At 69.7% G+C, this 15,308-nt stretch carries 15 protein-coding genes; 6 read left to right on the forward strand and 9 right to left on the reverse strand.

Features of this window, described 5'->3' with window-relative positions:
• Positions 1-161: 161 nt before the first annotated feature.
• From AB0E69_RS38465 to AB0E69_RS38490, 6 genes are all read right to left on the reverse strand, one after another.
• Positions 162-2,120 (reverse strand): VWA domain-containing protein, encoded by a 1,959-nt coding sequence (locus AB0E69_RS38465; RefSeq protein WP_360158404.1) that lies wholly within the window; start codon positions 2,118-2,120, stop codon positions 162-164.
• Between the two features lie 121 nt (positions 2,121-2,241).
• Complete coding sequence (locus AB0E69_RS38470) at positions 2,242-3,639, reverse strand: ATP-binding protein (RefSeq protein WP_360158407.1); 1,398 nt, start codon at positions 3,637-3,639, stop codon at positions 2,242-2,244.
• Positions 3,640-3,684: 45 nt separating this feature from the next.
• The gene (locus tag AB0E69_RS38475) at positions 3,685-4,962 is read right to left on the reverse strand and encodes a serine hydrolase domain-containing protein (protein WP_360158410.1); all 1,278 of its coding nucleotides are present in this window, start codon (positions 4,960-4,962) and stop codon (positions 3,685-3,687) included.
• 9 nt (positions 4,963-4,971) lie between these two features.
• Positions 4,972-5,679, reverse strand: coding sequence for a Clp protease N-terminal domain-containing protein (locus tag AB0E69_RS38480; RefSeq protein WP_360158413.1), 708 nt, complete (start codon positions 5,677-5,679; stop codon positions 4,972-4,974).
• 55 nt (positions 5,680-5,734) lie between these two features.
• A complete protein-coding gene (locus AB0E69_RS38485) occupies positions 5,735-6,871 on the reverse strand; it encodes a serine/threonine protein kinase (RefSeq protein ID WP_360158416.1) in 1,137 nt (378 codons plus the stop codon).
• Positions 6,872-6,881: 10 nt separating this feature from the next.
• On the reverse strand, positions 6,882-7,409 hold the full coding sequence (locus tag AB0E69_RS38490) for a hypothetical protein (RefSeq protein ID WP_360158419.1): 528 nt from the start codon (positions 7,407-7,409) through the stop codon (positions 6,882-6,884).
• An 89-nt stretch (positions 7,410-7,498) separates the two neighbouring features.
• Here AB0E69_RS38490 and AB0E69_RS38495 point away from each other — a divergent pair, with 89 nt between their 5' ends.
• From AB0E69_RS38495 to AB0E69_RS38520, 6 genes are read left to right on the forward strand one after another with little or no spacing between them, the layout of a single operon-like run.
• Positions 7,499-7,819 (forward strand): hypothetical protein, encoded by a 321-nt coding sequence (locus AB0E69_RS38495; RefSeq protein WP_360158422.1) that lies wholly within the window; start codon positions 7,499-7,501, stop codon positions 7,817-7,819.
• Positions 7,819-8,091 (forward strand): hypothetical protein, encoded by a 273-nt coding sequence (locus AB0E69_RS38500; RefSeq protein WP_360158425.1) that lies wholly within the window; start codon positions 7,819-7,821, stop codon positions 8,089-8,091. The genes AB0E69_RS38495 and AB0E69_RS38500 overlap by 1 nt, the downstream gene beginning before the upstream one ends.
• Positions 8,091-8,771, forward strand: a complete 681-nt coding sequence (locus AB0E69_RS38505) for a hypothetical protein (RefSeq protein ID WP_360158428.1) — start codon at positions 8,091-8,093, stop codon at positions 8,769-8,771. The genes AB0E69_RS38500 and AB0E69_RS38505 overlap by 1 nt, the downstream gene beginning before the upstream one ends.
• Positions 8,772-8,781: 10 nt before the next feature.
• Complete coding sequence (gene mug, locus AB0E69_RS38510) at positions 8,782-9,282, forward strand: G/U mismatch-specific DNA glycosylase (RefSeq protein WP_360158431.1); 501 nt, start codon at positions 8,782-8,784, stop codon at positions 9,280-9,282.
• A gap of 36 nt (positions 9,283-9,318) precedes the next feature.
• Complete coding sequence (locus tag AB0E69_RS38515) at positions 9,319-10,242, forward strand: hypothetical protein (RefSeq protein ID WP_360158434.1); 924 nt, start codon at positions 9,319-9,321, stop codon at positions 10,240-10,242.
• A complete protein-coding gene (locus tag AB0E69_RS38520; protein ID WP_360158437.1) occupies positions 10,191-12,782 on the forward strand; it encodes a hypothetical protein in 2,592 nt (863 codons plus the stop codon). Before AB0E69_RS38515 ends, AB0E69_RS38520 begins: the two co-directional genes overlap by 52 nt.
• Positions 12,783-12,820: 38 nt before the next feature.
• On the opposite strand, the gene ligD is transcribed toward AB0E69_RS38520, so the two are convergent.
• Genes ligD through AB0E69_RS38535 form a run of 3 tightly spaced genes read right to left on the reverse strand, consistent with a single transcriptional unit; the run spans position 12,821 to position 15,307 of the window.
• Entirely contained in the window at positions 12,821-13,798 is a 978-nt protein-coding gene (ligD, locus tag AB0E69_RS38525) for a non-homologous end-joining DNA ligase (RefSeq protein ID WP_360158440.1), read from the reverse strand.
• Complete coding sequence (locus AB0E69_RS38530) at positions 13,779-14,858, reverse strand: hypothetical protein (protein WP_360158443.1); 1,080 nt, start codon at positions 14,856-14,858, stop codon at positions 13,779-13,781. The genes ligD and AB0E69_RS38530 overlap by 20 nt, the downstream gene beginning before the upstream one ends.
• Positions 14,855-15,307 carry a hypothetical protein gene (locus AB0E69_RS38535; protein ID WP_360158446.1) on the reverse strand — a complete coding sequence of 151 codons (453 nt, stop codon included), beginning with the start codon at positions 15,305-15,307 and terminating at the stop codon, positions 14,855-14,857. The genes AB0E69_RS38530 and AB0E69_RS38535 overlap by 4 nt, the downstream gene beginning before the upstream one ends.
• Position 15,308: the final 1 nt, after the last annotated feature.

Here is a 15,308-nt window from a genome sequence, read left to right on the forward strand (position 1 = left end):
CCGGACAGCTAACCACGTTTCTGCACGGGTACCGGACCAGGTTCTGGAGCCCGAGCCTGCCGGCTCGACCTACTCGCAGCCATCCTCCAGAACAGACCGACCCCGCGGTGCATTCGAGGGCTTCAGCCTTCAAATGCACCGCGGGGTCGCAGGCAGGTGGGTCAGAGTTTGCGGCGGGTTCTTAGGTAGTCGCCTACTACGGCGGCGCCGAGGCCGTCGGTGGTGGGGGCCAGGACTCGGCCGCCGGAGCGGCGGGCCAGGAGGTCCACGAAGGCGTTCAGGCGGGGGTCCTCGCCCAGGCGGAAGACCGTCAGGGACGCGCCTAGTTTGGCCAGGCGGTCTACTTCGAAGATGGTTTTGCGGAGCGTGGCGGGTTCGGGTGGGTAGGAGAACTCTGCGGTGCCGTCAGGCTCCAGGTGAGCGGTGGGCTCGCCGTCGGTGACCATCAGGACGACGGGTTGGGCGTCGGGGTGACGGCGCAGGTGGCGGCCGGCCAGCAGGAGGGCGTGGTGGGCGTTGGTGCCCTGCTCCCAGGTGCCTTCCATGCCGATCAGCTGCGGTAGCTCCACAACCCCGGCGTACCGGCCGAAGGTGATCAGCTGCAAGGCGTCGTTGCGGTACCGCGTCGAGATCAGTTGGTGCAGCGCGAGCGCCGTCCGCTTCATCGGCAGCCAGCGGTTCTCCTGCACCATCGACCACGACGTGTCGACCAGCAGCGCGACCGCGGCCCGGGCGCGGTGCTCGGTCTCCGCGATCTCCACGTCCGCGACGTCGAGCTTCACCCCACCACGACCGGTGTGAGCGGTCCGCAGTACGGCGTTCCGGACCGTCCGCGGCACGTCCCACGGCTGGGTGTCCCCGAACTGCCACTGCCGAGTCGATCCGCTCAACTCACCAGCAGCGCCCGCGTTCGCCGCGTCTCGCTCACCCGATCCGCGCGCGGTCCGCAGTACGTCGGCCAATGCCGTCTGACCCAACTGCCGCAACGCCTTCGGCGACAGCTGCAGCGAACCGTCCGGCGCCCGCTCGAGCAGCCCCTGGTCGCGCAACTGCCGCTCCAACTCCGTGAGCCGACGCGCGTCAACCGTCGCCTCGTCGCCCAACTGCCGGGTCAGGGCGTCCAGATCGATGTCCTCCAACCGCGCTCCGGGGTACGACTGCGAGAGCTGTTCGGCGAGTGCATCCAGCTCGGCCAGGTCCGACATCGCCTGCGCACCCTCGGCGAGACCGAGCGGATCGTCACCGCTCATCCGCTCCGACCCGTACCAGTCCTCGCCCGGCCGCAGCGCCTGCAGCTGAGCATCCAGCTGGGACAACTGCTGCGACAGCTGTGCGTTGCCGAACGCCTGCTGCGACAGCTCCATCAGCTCGGCCCGCTGCTCGGCGGTCATCGAGTTCATCATCCGCTGCGCCGCGGCGGCCCGCTGCGCGAGTACGTCGATGAGCTCCTCGACCGACTGCGGGTTCTCCGGGAAGAACTCGCCGTGCTTGGCCATGAACTCCTCGAACAGCTCCGGTACTTCGGGCTGTCCCTGAGCGTGCGCCGCGAGCAACGCGTTGAGGTCCGTGAGCATCTCGTTGATCCGCTCGACGTCCTCCGGCGTGGTCTGCTGCAGCGCCTCCTTCATGCCCTCGAACCGCGACCCGAGCAGCTCGCGCCCGAGCAGCTCACGGATCTCCTCGTACTTCTGCCGCGCCTCCGACGACTGCCAGTCGTAGTTGGCCAGCTCCCGGACCTGCGCCGCCGTACCGGACGGGAGCGCGTCGAGCTGTGCCTCCCGGAACCGGGCGTCGTCGGACGGGTTCGGGAACAGCTCCCGCCGCTCGGCCTCGAGCGCCTCGTCCAGCAGCCGCTGAACGTCGCGCAGCGTGCCGTCGAGGTTGTGCCGCCGCTGGATCTCGCGGCGGCGCTCCCACATCCGGCGGGTCAGGTCGTCGAGGCCTTGGGTACTGCGAGTGCCGCGCCGGAGCAGCTCCTCCAGCGCGGACCGCGGCGACGACCCGTTCATCACGTCGCGGCCGATCTCGTCCAGCGCGTCCCGCAGATCCGCCGGCGCCGCCAGCGGATCCGGCCCGTCGTGCCAGGGCCCGTAGGACCAGCCTTCAGGAATGCTGGTCATGGGGCCTCCCGGTCTGGACCGAGGAGCGGAGGGAGCGAAGCGACCGGAGCGACGAGGGAAGACCGGGAGTTCCAGCCCCATGACCCGCCGCGACGGAGTCGTGGCATCAGCACTGACATGATCAGGCCCCGTAGACCGTGGTGTCGTCGTCCGCGTCCTTGGCCACTCGCTTCGAGAGGTAGAGCATCTCCAGGGCGAGCTCGACCGCGGCCGCGATCTTGCCGGGCGCGTCGTCCGGCTCGACGCCGGCGCGGGCGGCGACGTCGTGCAGCACCGGCAGCTCGGGCAGGGCGGCCAGGACCTCCTTACCGGGTACCCGCTCACCGGTGGTCACAAGGTTGCCATCGGCAACAGCATGCGCCAGCGGCGTGAGGTCGAGGCCGGCGAACCGCTCGCGCGCGGTGTCCGCGATCGAGCGCCGCAGCAGGTACTCGAGCAGCTCGATCTCGCGCCCCTCCTCACCCGGCTCGAACTCGAGCTTGCCCCGCAGTACGGCGGGAACCGCCTCGAGGTCGACCGGCCGGGCCACGGCCGGCTGCTCTCCGGTGATCGCGCTCCGGCGCAGGGCCGCGGCGGCGATCGTCTCGGCCGCGGCGACAGCGAACCGGGCCGATACGCCCGAGCGCTGGTCGATCGCGGTCGACTCCCGCAGGTGCCGGACGAACCGGGCCAGCACCTCCAGCAGCGGCTCGCCGACCTCTGCGGTGAACTCGGCCTCCTGCCGGATCACGTCCACCTCGGCGTCGATGTCGAGCGGGTAGTGGGTCCGGACCTCGGCGCCGAAGCGGTCCTTCAGCGGGGTGATGATCCGGCCGCGGTTGGTGTAGTCCTCGGGGTTGGCCGTTGCCACCAGCAACACGTCGAGCGGCAGCCGGAGCGTGTACCCACGGACCTGGATGTCGCGCTCCTCCATCACATTCAGCAGCGCGACCTGGATCCGCTCGGCCAGGTCGGGCAGCTCGTTGATCGCGACGATTCCGCGGTGCGCCCGCGGGACCAGCCCGAAGTGGATGGTCTCCGGGTCGCCGAGGCTGCGGCCCTCGGCAACCTTCACCGGGTCGACGTCGCCGATCAGGTCGCCGACGGAGGTGTCCGGCGTGGCGAGCTTCTCGGCGTACCGCAGCGAGCGGTGCAGCCAGGCAACCGGCAGGTCGTCGCCGAGCTCGGCGGCGCGCCGCTGCGAGGCGGGGGTAATGGGGTCGAGCGGGTGCTCGGGCAACTCGGCGCCCTCGATCACCGGGGTCCACTCGTCGAGCAGACCGACCAGCGTACGCAGCAGCCGGGTCTTGCCCTGGCCACGTTCACCGAGCAGTACGACGTCGTGCCCGGCGAGCAGCGCGCGCTCGAGCTGCGGGATCACCGTGCGGGTGAAACCGACGATGCCCGGCCAGGGGTCGCGCCCGGCCCGGAGCTCATTCAGCAGGTTGTCACGGAGTTCGGCCTTGATCGACCGAGGAAGGTATCCGGCGGCCCGGAGGTCACCAGCCTTACGAGGAAGTTCAGCAGGTGCACTAGTCACCCTGAAGACGTTAGCTCGGTCACCCCAAAGCGGCAGAGCGATTTCTCACCGCTTGGGCGTCACCCGGCCGGACGCGAACAGGTAGGAGTCGTGGAAGGTCAACGGCGACCAGGGGAAATCCGCCGAGTAGCGGACGACGAAATGGTTGCCGTCGTCCGGACCGGTCGGCAACACTTCGTACTCGTGCTCGGGCTCCTCGGCGAACGCCAGCCGGTCACCGGTTGCGGACTCGACCAGTACAAGTCGCCCGTCCTTGTGTACGACGTCGAGGCGGACGCTGGTCCGCTCGTACCGTCCGACATGGCGATCGTCGACCGGTACGTCGATCGGCTGCGGCGGCTCGGGGTGCGCGACGCCGACGTACTCCGTGAAGACCTCGGTGGCGAGCGGTTCGAACAGGCGGTTGCCGTTGCCGGAGTTGGTCAGCAGGCACACGATCAGCCGGGCCTCGGGGTCGACCCGGAGGTACGCCTGCTGCGAGATCGTGGAGCCGTCGTGGCCGAAGATCGTCCGGCCGTCCCAGTCGTAGATCCGCCAGGTGAGGCCCAGGTTGCTGAAGCCCCCGACGCCGGACGCGAACGGGACCTGTGGCTCCTGCATGGACTTGTAGCTGTCGTCGGTCAGGTGCAACTGGGCGAAGGCGATGAGATCTTCGGCGGCGGTGGTGATCGTGCCGGCGGGACCGATGCTGCGCGGGAGCTGCGAGGTCTTGACCGGCGAGCTGTGGTCGGCCGTGTGGCCGCGGGCGGCGCGGAAGAGGATCGCTTCCTCGGGCAGTGTGACGGTGTGGGTGAGTCCGATCGGTTCGGTCAGCCGGGCGTGGAGCGACTCGTCCCACGTGCGGCCGTCGAGGACCTCGATGATCCGGCCAAGGACGACGAAGCCGGCGTTGCAGTACGAGTACGCCGTCCCCGGATCGAACAGGTTGTCCACGCCGACCAGCAGGGCGACGTACCGCTGGAGGCAGTCGTCACCGCGACCGGTATCGGTGAACAGGTCGCCGTCGATCCCGCTGGTGTGAGTGAGCAGGTGACGGACGGTGACCCGCGCGTCGATAGGTGCCTCAGGCAACAGGTTGACCACCGGGTCGTCCAGCTGGAGCCGGCCCTCGGCGCCGAGCTGGACGATCATCGTGGCGGTCCAGGCTTTGCTGATCGAGCCGATCTGGAAGACCGAGTCGGCGGTGGTCCCGACACCGGTCGCGCTGTTCAGGACGCCGTACGGCGTGATGGTCAGCTCGCCGTCCGACCAGATCCCCAGCACCGCCCCGGGGACCTCGGCCGCCACCGCCAATTCGCTCAACCGCGCAGACCAGTCAGGCATACGCTCAACCTACTTCGTGAAGTCCTCCAGCAGCTTCCGGATATCGGCCCAGACGGTCTGCTCCTCGAGGCCGTGGTCGAGCAGGATCTTGCCCGCGACGCTGCCGGGGTCGCGGTAGATGGCGAGCAGGAGATGCTCGGTGCCGACATAGTTGTGGCCGAGGGTGACGGCCTCGGTGACCGCGGCCTGGAGGAGGTGCGCGGCTCGGCGGGTGAAGGGCAGGTGGCCGGGCTCGATGACGTTCGGCCGGTCGCCGGCTGGGCTCTGGGCTTCGACGGCCGGGCGGACCGTGTCCTCGGTGAGGCCGTGCTGGATCAGCACCTTGGTGGCGACGCTGTCCGGCTCGGCGTACATGCCGAGCAGCAGGTGCTCGGTGCCGACGAAGCCCTGGTTGCGCTCGGAGGCGGCGGTGCCGGCGGCTTCGAGCACGTTGCGGGCGCGCTGGGTGAAGCGTTCGAAGGTCGGGCGGGCCGGCCACGCGTCGGCGAAGCGCTTGTGGGCGGCTTGTTTGGTGACGCCGAGGACGGAGCTGATCTCCACCCAGGACTTGCCGGCGCCGCGGGCGCGGTCGACGAAGAAGCCGAGGACGGCGTCGCCGGTGCTGGTCAGCTCGCTGATGGTGGTCGCGGCGGTGGCCAGCTGCGCGAGCTCGTCGTCGCTGCCGGCGTCGGTCTTGATCGTGTCGATAAGTTGCTGCAGGTCTGGTCCGGGAGTCATGCCGTCAACGCTAGGTTGACGATCTATGTTCGTCAACCCTGAGTTGACGGGGACTTCAGCAGTGTCGCCGAACCCAGTCGGTCAACGACCAGCCCGTCCGCCCGTCCGGCAACCGCACGTGCACCCAGACCTCGCCGTCGCGCGGATGCACAGCCGTCAGCCGATCCCCTCGGTAAACGGTCGCGACCACCGTCTTCCCGCGAGGCGCGTCCCGCACCGTCGCGTCCTGCGCACAAACCGTCAGCTGCTCATCCCCAGCCTGGTGGTTGTGCACGGCATACGCGGTACCGGCCGCTACTACTGCCGAGACTGCTATCGCGGCTGCCGCCCACCGGACAACGCGGGTGGGCCGGCGGCGAACCGGAGTACGACCAGCAACGACCGACCGCAGCGCCTCCGCGAAAGCAGCTGCCGACAGGAAGCGATCAGCTGGGTCCTTTGCCATCGCCTTCGCGATCACCGCGTCGTACGTCGGGAGGCCGGTGGTAGGTGCAGGGAGCATCGCGACTGCGTATGCAAGCTCTGGAAGGGTCTTGCGGTCGTACGGCGGTTTGTTGGTGAGCAAGGTGTAGAGGGTGCCGGCTAACGCGTATACGTCCGTGGCTGGGGTGACTGGGTCGCCTCGCCACTGCTCCGGGGACATGTAGGCGACCGTGCCGGCCATGGTGCCCAGCGGCGGCCCGGAGGCGCTGTGGAGCCAGTCGTTGGTCAGGTCTGTGCCGGTGGCGGCTTGTTGGCGGGCTACGCCGAAGTCGGCGACCAGCGGGCGCCCGCCGTGCAGGATGACGTTGGCCGGCTTGAGGTCGCGGTGGATGATGCCGGCCGCGTGCATCGCGTCGACCGCGTCGGCGACTTCGATCATCAGTGACGCCGCTCGCTCGGCCGGGAGCGGACCCTCGGACGCCAGCAGGTGCTGGAGATCCGGACCGGTCAGCCTGTCCATCACCAGCCACGCCTGGTCGCGTTCGCCGCCGACCTCGTGCACGCGGACGACCCCGGGATGCACCACAGCCGCAGCCAGTCGCGCCTCGCGCCGGAGGCGGTCAAGGTACTGCGGGTCGACCATCTCGGGATGCACCACCTTGATCGCGACAGAGCCCCCATCGGCCAGCCGGCTCGCCGCGTACACCACCCCGGTCGCCCCCGCACCCAGCGGCTCCGCCAGGCGGTAGCCAGGTACTTCGACGGTCACGGCTCGCACACTAACTGGCACTGTCCGCTTCCGGAAGGGATTCTGCTGCCAGCTCCACCAGGGGTTCCAGCTGTGTCAGCTCACTCAGCACCTTGCGCCGAAACCGCACCAAACTGCCCGGGTCGTCACCACTCGTGCGCAGCGGCGACAGCAGTTGCCGCACCGCCCGCCCGAGCTGGTCGTCAGCCGCGTCATCAGCGATCGGCATCAACTCCCGGGCCTCGGCCAGCGCCTGGCTGAGCAGCTTCAGCCGGATGGGTTCCTCGAGCAGCAAGGCCGCCACCCGTAGCATCCGCCGGCCGGCCCGCAAGGCCACCTCGGGAGCGATCGGCTGCGCCGGTACGTCACGCTGCGATCGGACCGCGTCGATCCACGGCTCGATCGTCTCTCCACGCCAGATCGGCCCGGACGAGAGCTCGCCGTCCGGGTCCGGGATCCCGTGGCTGCGCCGCCTCCGCCAGGCCGTGACGAGCTGCCGGTTCAGGCCGAGCGCAGCGGCGATCTCCGCGATCCCGTAGTACGTCCGACGTTCGGCCACCCGCCCACTGTATCCACTGATGACACCTCTTGCCATCTCTGACGACACGTTCTACCGTCATCTGAGATGACACCAACCTGGAGGTTCTGATGACACGGAAACCCGCCCTCCTCCTCGCCGCGGTCACCGTCACCGCAGGCACGCTCGCCGCCGGCACCGAAGCCGCCGTCGCGGTCGAGCCGCCCGAGCACGCGATCATCGTGTGCCAGGACGCGACCATGTACGAGAACTACGACTTCTCCATCCCCGGTCCGGTGCACCCGCTCCGGACGCTGACCTACGGCAACAAGGTCGGCCACACCCGCGGCGTGCACCCGGTCTACAACGGCTGGGCGTCGATCCAGGACTTCGGTCCGAACGACTGGGGCTACGTCCGCTACGAGTGCCTCGGTGGATGGGGGTCCTGGTGATGAAACGACTCGCTCTGATCGGCGCGCTGGCCGTCGCCGGCGCCGTCCTCACGACACTCCCGGCGAGCGCGGCCAACGGGCACGTCGGCGTCCGCGAGACCGTCTGCGCCGTGGACCTTCAGGTCCGCACCACGCCCGGTGGCGCCCGGATGGGCACTCTGCACAAGCCGCAGACCTTCCTGGTCGACCAGATCTCGGGCGAGTGGGTGCACGGGTTCGCGTACGGCGACATCAACCACGAGGGCTGGGTCCAGGACGGCTGGTTCTGCTGATGCGCCGGGTCTTCGCCGCCGTCTGTGGGCTGGTGCTGGGCGCGGTCGCCGTGACCCAGCCGGCCCACGCGGTGAACCAGTACACGACCATCGGCAACGTCCAGAAGCCGGCGGCCTGCAACAACCACGGGGTGATCCCGGCGGGCGGCTGGCTGGCGAACAAGTCCTGCGGCTACGTGATGGGTACGGCGATCGCCGGGACGAAGTTCGACGTCCACACGACCACGTCCAGCAACTTCCACTTCGGCCGCTGGCGGGCCGGGGACGGTTCGAGCTTCTGCACCTTCCTCGTGCCCGGAGCGTTGGACACGTCGCACTCGACGTCCGTCGCGGCGAGCTGCAGCGACGCGACCAGCGACCGCCTGTCGCACCGCCGGAGCTTCGGCCGGGACTTCGACGCCGCACCGCACACCGGCAACGGAGCGATCATCGTCCCGATCAACCCGTCCGCGTGTACCGGCTACTACAACTACTTCATCGACAGCAACTACACGAGCGGCCGGCTGCACGACCCGGTCGGCTTCGCGCTGCCGGCCACCGGCGGCTACCGGTACTCGACCAACGACATGGGCGCTTCGATGATCCGGGTCGACGCGCAGGGCGAGACGATCTGGCTCTTCGTCGCCCGGTCCTGCATCGCGTCGCAGCTCCCGGCCGGGCTCAACAACGAGAACGACTAACGTTTGGCCCATGCAAGCGCTGCCCGATGTCATCCGTCCCGGATTGAAGGTCCTGTTCTGTGGCATCAATCCGGGACTGATGTCGGCGGCGACCGGACACCACTTCGCTCGGCCGGGGAACCGGTTCTGGCCCGCGTTGCACCTCAGCGGGTTCACGCCGCGGCTGCTGAAACCGGCCGAGCAGAGTGAGCTGTTGACCTACGGCCTGGGCATCACCAACGTCGTGGACACGCCGAGCGCGCGAGCGGACGAGCTGACCCGCCCGGAGCTCGTCGCCGGCGGCGAGAACCTGGTCCAGAAGGTCCTCGCCTACCAGCCGGAGTGGCTCGCCGTGCTCGGCGTCACGGCGTACCGCGACGCGTTCGCCGACCGTACGGCGGCCATCGGCAAACAGGACCGGCTGATCGGCAACACCCGAGTCTGGGTCCTCCCCAACCCGAGCGGTCTGAACGCGCACTACACGTTGCCGAAGCTGGCGGAGGCGTTTGGGGAGCTGGCGCGGGTCAGCTGAAGGTGGCTGACACGCGGCGTCCGGCAGGATGGGCGCATGCGGGTTAGGGACTTGCTGCGGTTGATCGACGGGCTCTCGTACGGGCAGCGGATGCGGCTGCTTGCGGAGCGGGCTGCGGAGTTGAGCGGGCTGCTGGACGAGCTTGGGCAGGGGTCGGCGTTCGAGCGGACGCTCGGGGTGCAGATCGCCGAGGTCACGCGCACGACGTCGTACGTCGGCCGGCTCCTGCGTGATCCGGAGCCGTCGGTGCAGTCCCGGGCGCTTGCCGCGGTGGTGCGCGGCGTACCGGTTTCGGACGACGAGCTGCGGATTCTGTACGACGACGCGCCCGCGGCTCTGCGGACGAAGCTTGTTGCGCTGGTACGGCGAACCCGTCGCGAGCACCTCGCCGTACGGCTGATCGACGAGCATCGCGCTCGATGGGGTGATGTCGCGGCGGCCGGATTGCTCGAGGCCGCCGATGGAGCCACGGTCGAGCGGCTGTTGCCGGAGTTGGCGTACTGCGTCTCGCCGGGGATGTGGCGGCGGCTGGCGCGGCAGCATCCGGAGGAGGTGCTTGCGTACGCCGATCGGACGTTGCCGGCGGGCGAGGATCGGGACGAGTGGTGGCAGGGCGTGGGCCACGGCGTGGCCGCGGTCGTGGCGCACGGCACCTTGGTGGCTGGAGTTGCGCTTCGGTTGATCGAGCGGGCGGTTCCGGCGGATGACCTGCCGGTCGCCGTGCTCGACATCATTGGGCCGTTGACTGATCGGGATCCGGCCGGGGTGCTGGCGATGCTGATGGCGCCGGATCGGCGGGGTGTCGTGGGGCGCGCGTTGCGGCCGGCCCTACGGCGGCGGCTGTCGCGGTACTCGGATGACGAGCTGGTCGGTCTGGGGGGCGGGTGGTGTGGCCGGAGCTGGCTGGGGTGTTGCAGGAGCTGGCGCCGTCGCGGCGGGCGCGGATCTTCGCGGGAGTGACGAGCGAGATCGATCTGGGGCAGGCGCGGTTGAGCTCGGACCTGCTCGACCTGTTGCCTCACGAGGTCCGGGTCGAGCAGGCGCGGCGGATGCTGTCGCTGCCCGCGATTCACGAGAACGGCTCGCTGCGGCGTGGGACGACGGGATACTTGCCCTACTCGGAGGCCCTTGCCTTGTTGGAGGCCGAGGTGCGGGATCCCGATGCTTCGGTGCGGGCGTCGGTGTATCAGGCGGTGGTTGGCGCGGCCGGGCGTTCGCGACAGGCGGAGCAGGTAGTGACGGCGCTGGACTGGGCGGTTGGGCGGGTCCGGAACGATCAGGACCCGGTTCGGCTCAGCCTGGCGAGTGCGGTGGGTGAGCTGCCGCGGACGATGCTCGGCGATGCGCTCACACCGGCGTTGGAGACTCTGCTGACGGATGCGCTGGAGGCGCGGGACACCTCGTGGGCGACGCGGAGCGCACTGACGGCGGTGGCGGAGCGTGCCGTCGTACAAGGGGCCCTGAGCAACCGTCCGGCGTTGCTCGACTGGGGCCTGCAGGCGCACGGGCGGCTGTCGGAGAACCGGGGCTGGCTCGATCTGCACGGACTGGTCGAGAACTTGCCGCACGAGCGGGACGCCGAGGTGTACGACGTACTCCGGCCGTCGATCGAGGTGGCCGCGAAGCGGAACGAGTTCGGCCTCGCGATGGCGGTGGCGACCACGTTCGGCCGGCGCGCCTGGAAGCTCCAGCATCTACAGGACGTGCTCGAGGAGGCGGTCTGGTCGAACCAGGAGCACACCGTCCAAGAGGCCTGCCGCTACTGGCTGGACGCGCCCAGGACCCGGGCCGACCGCGCCGGACAGATCATCAAGCGCGACGTCCGGATGGCTCGCTGGTCTCCGGTGTGGTGGGCAGTGACCGAGTTCCGGACCGACCTGCTGGACCCGGTGTTCAAGGCGGCCGACCGGATCCGGCGCTTCGACCGGAACAGTCTGTCGTGGCACGTCCCCGACTACGCTCTACGGCGATGGCTCCCGCGACAGCAAGCGCGGTACGCCGAGCTGGTCGCTGGGGTGGCGCGCGACTCGCGTATGCCGGAGTGGTACCGGGCTGCGGCAGTGAAGACGCTCGGGCATGTACCAGGCGCCACGCTGGACGAGTTCCTCGCGAGTGACGACGTACTGCTGCAGGAAGCCGCGCTGGGCTCGCTGGCGTGGACCGAACGACCGGACCGGGCGTTGCCGGTCTTGCTGGCGCACGCAGGTGACGACCGGGCGCGCGTGGCGATGTACGCCGCCGCACGCGCTGCTCGGTACGTGCGGCCGAGTCTCCTGCCCGGTCTGCTGCAGCCGGTGCTGCTGCGCGAGGGCGTGAAGGTGACGTCGAGGAAGGCCGCCGTACGGATGCTCGGCGAGCTGCGGTCGCCCGGTGCGAGCGCAGTACTGACCGAGGCGTGGGCCGGTGCGCACCGGGATGTGCGGGCAGCGATCGCTAGCACGGTGTCGCAGTACCTCCTGTACGACGCGGCCGCGTGGGCGGTGCTGGAGCAGGCGGTGCACGACTCGGCCGCCACTGCGATCGTGCTGACCCAGCGACGGGCCTATGACATGCCGCTGGAGTACAGAGCGCGGTACGCCGACCTCCTGATCGCCGTGTCGGCTCGGAGCGAGCCGGAGGTGGTTGGACCTGCACTGCTCGCGCTGCGGCAGTGGGCGCGGTACAACCGGGCAGCGGCGCGGGTGTGCGCGGACTTCATCACCGACCTGTCGCTGCGCAGCCGCGTGTGGCTGGACGGCACCACCGCACTGGTCGGCATCGTTGCTACCAATCCGGACGACGGCCTGGCCGAGCTGATCGACACCGTGCAGCTGCTGGTCCGCCTGGAGTCTGACCCGTCGTTGCCCGACGCGGAGCCGGACCGGGATCACCCTGCACGGCAGCGGTTGTCGCAGCTGGTCGGGCAACTGGTGGCGCAGCTCGGCGGGCGGTCCGCGGAGGTGCGGGAGCTGCTGAAGCCGGTGGCCGCAGAGCTGACCGCACCGGACTTCCTGAACCTGCGCCTGCAGCTGCTCGTCACTGCGCTGCAGACGAACGACCTACTGGTTCTGCACGAGGTGGTGGGTCAGGACCCGCTGGCTGCGGTCAGTGCGGCGGACCTCCTGCGGAGCCGACTCGCCGCAACCGAGGCGCACTGGACTCCTTCCGAGCTCGTCGCGATCGCGGAGACGCTGGCGGGGTCTGGAGGGGATCCTGCGGACGGCGGCGACCGACATCGGGTTCGCACGGCGGGGTCGGGAGGGGATCCTGTGGACGGCGGCGACCGAGGTCGGGTTCGCACGGCGGGGTCGGAGGCTGACTCTGCGGACGGCGACCGGCGCGTTCGCACGTTGGGTGACGGGGTGGCGGCGGGTCTGCTGGCCCTGCCGCTGGTTGCGAGCGCCGGGCCGCGCTCCGGCTGGTCACCGGAGTGGCGGCGGGTACTCATTGCCCTCCGCAACCACCCGTCCCCCGCGGTCCGCCGCCAAGCCCTAGACTTGACCACCGCACCTGAGCGCTAGTCTCCCGCCGCCGATGGCGCCCCATCACCGGAAATCGGCTAGGGCGTGTCCTTGTCGGCGGCTTCGCGGGCGCGTTTGCGGCGTTTGCCTTCGTGCATGGCGATGACGCGGGCGACCGGGATGGCTCGGCCTTCCTCGAGGACATCGTCAGGGATGGACTGTGGCGCGGGGAGTTGGGCGGCCCACGGATTGGTGTCGCCGAGGAGCGAAACGGCGTTCCGGACGGTGAAGTCGCGCGGCGTCACCTGCTCCAGGTCGTCCCAGCCGACCGGGAAGGAGACCGTCGTACCCGGTCGGACCCGTGGGCTGTACGCCGCGACGATGGTCGCGCCGCCGGAGCGGGTCGAGTCGACGAAGACCTTCCCGTGCCGGTCTTCCTTGATGTACGCCGTGGTCGCGACGGACGGGTCGAGCTTCTCCGCGCGGGCGGCGAGCGCTCGGGTGGCGGCCGCGGCGTCCTCGATCGAGACCGTCTCGTCGATCGGCACGATCACGTGGACGCCCTTGGCGCCGCTGGTCTTGACCGCTCCGGACAGGCCCGAGTCGGTGAGCGCCTGGCGGACGAGGAGCGCGGCCTGGACCGCCTTCGCGAAGGCGTCGTCGCCCTCCGGTGGGTCGAGGTCGAGCACGAGGTGGGTGACGCGGTCCCAGCGCTCGGCGCGCATGAGAGTGGGGTGGTACTCGACCGCGCGCTGGTTGGCGAACCACAGGAGCGTCCGCCGGTCGTCGCAGAGCGCGTACGACACCTCGCGCTTCGACGCCTCCGCCCAGACCGGCACGGTCTTCACCCAGTCCGGGGTGTACTTCGGAACGTTCTTCTGCATGAACTTGGGCTGCCCCGGACGGATCCGGATCACCGACAGCGGCCGCTCCCGCAACTCCGGCAGGATCCGCTCGTGCACCGCGTCCAGGTAGTCGACCAGATCCCGCTTCGTCGCCTCGGCCCCATCGAACAACGGCTGATCCAGGTTGGTCAGCTCAACCCCATCACGCGTCTCATCCGGCTTCGTCGCCATCCCCCGAGCTTAGGATCTCGATGAGGGCATCGAGAACTACCTTTTCTTCGCCGGGCTGAATCGTCTGCGGGTTCAGCGCGATCGCGTCGGCCGGTACGCCGAAGATTCCGACCGAGATGCGCGGGTCGCGGTCCCACAGGGCGGCGATCACCTGGTTGCGGTCCCGGGCAAGTCTGACGACGGCGCGGCCGTGCGGTTGGCCGGCCTCGCTCGGGTAGCCGCGGTCGGCGTACACCCCGGGCAGTCCCTGCAGACCGTCGATCCAGTAGGCGACGATCCGCTCGTACTCCGCGATCTTCGCCTCCTCGTCCTGCGCCAGCGACCACTCGACGGCGGCGAGCAGGCCCATCAACTCCTCCTTCCCCACCTTCATCCCCCGACCGATCTCGTGGTTGGGCGAGCTGTGGGCGCGGATCCGGTCGATCAACCAGCGCTTCCCAAGCACCAGCCCGCTGGCTTGCGGACCACGCAGGCCCTTCCCGCCGCTCACGATCACCGCGTCGGCTCCGAGGTCGCGGGTGAACCGCCAGAGCGTCGAGATCGGTGGGATCTGAGCGGCGGCATCGACGATCACCGGCGTGTCGCCGGCGACTTGCACTACCTCTTCGATCGGCAGTGCGCCAGGCGCGTAGTGGGCGCCGGCCATCCACAGCACCGCGGCCGGTCGGCGGCTCAGGGCTGCTTCCAGCTCCTCCACCGACGGCCCCACCTCGACGATGCGGGCGCCGAGGAGGCGGGCTGAGTAGTCGTACCCGTTGCGCTGGGAGGCGAACATGACGACGTCGGCAGCCGCGGGGAACGCCCTCGACTGGTCCGTGACGCACGCCGCCACCGCCAGCGTAATCGCGGCTGCGGCTCCCGACGTCACATAGGCCGACTCGTTGTGAGTGAGCACCGCCAGGCGCTCGGAAACGCGGGCGTTGAGCTCAGGAAGGTCGACGAACCGAGAGGCCGCGTCCACCATGGCAGCAACAACCGCCGGCGGCATCACCGACCCACCGAGAACCGTCACGGTCGCATTCGCATTGACCACCGACCGAACGCCAAGAGGATCGTTCATACGACAAACCTCGAGAGTCGACGAACGCCGGCGAGGCCGGCCAGCCAGGCTTTCAGGTGGTCGTTGTCGGCGGCGAGCAGCATTCGACCGCTGTACGCCGCCGGATCGTCGATCCCAATCGTCAGCAGCCCCGGGTACGCCGTCGCGAAGCCCTCGTCCGCCAGCCGCTGCCCGCGGTGCATCAAGCTGAGCACGACGTACCGCGCCCGGTCGTTCGGATGCGGCACGTTGTTGACGCTCCTGTAACGCGGAGTCAACCCCGGGAACGGGGCGTCCCCCGCCGGGATGCTGAGGTTCCCGTGCACCTGGTACGGCCCGGTGCTCGTCCACCGCACCGAGTAGAAGGTCGCCTCCGCGGTTGTCCGCGCCGGTAGCACATGCAGCATCGGCCGGGCCGGAAGCGCGGTCGGCTCTGCGTGCGCCGTGGTCCAGTGGCTCTCGAAGATCATT

Source organism: Kribbella sp. NPDC026611 (genome assembly GCF_040638345.1).
In the GTDB taxonomy this organism is placed as follows: Bacteria; Actinomycetota; Actinomycetes; order Propionibacteriales; family Kribbellaceae; genus Kribbella.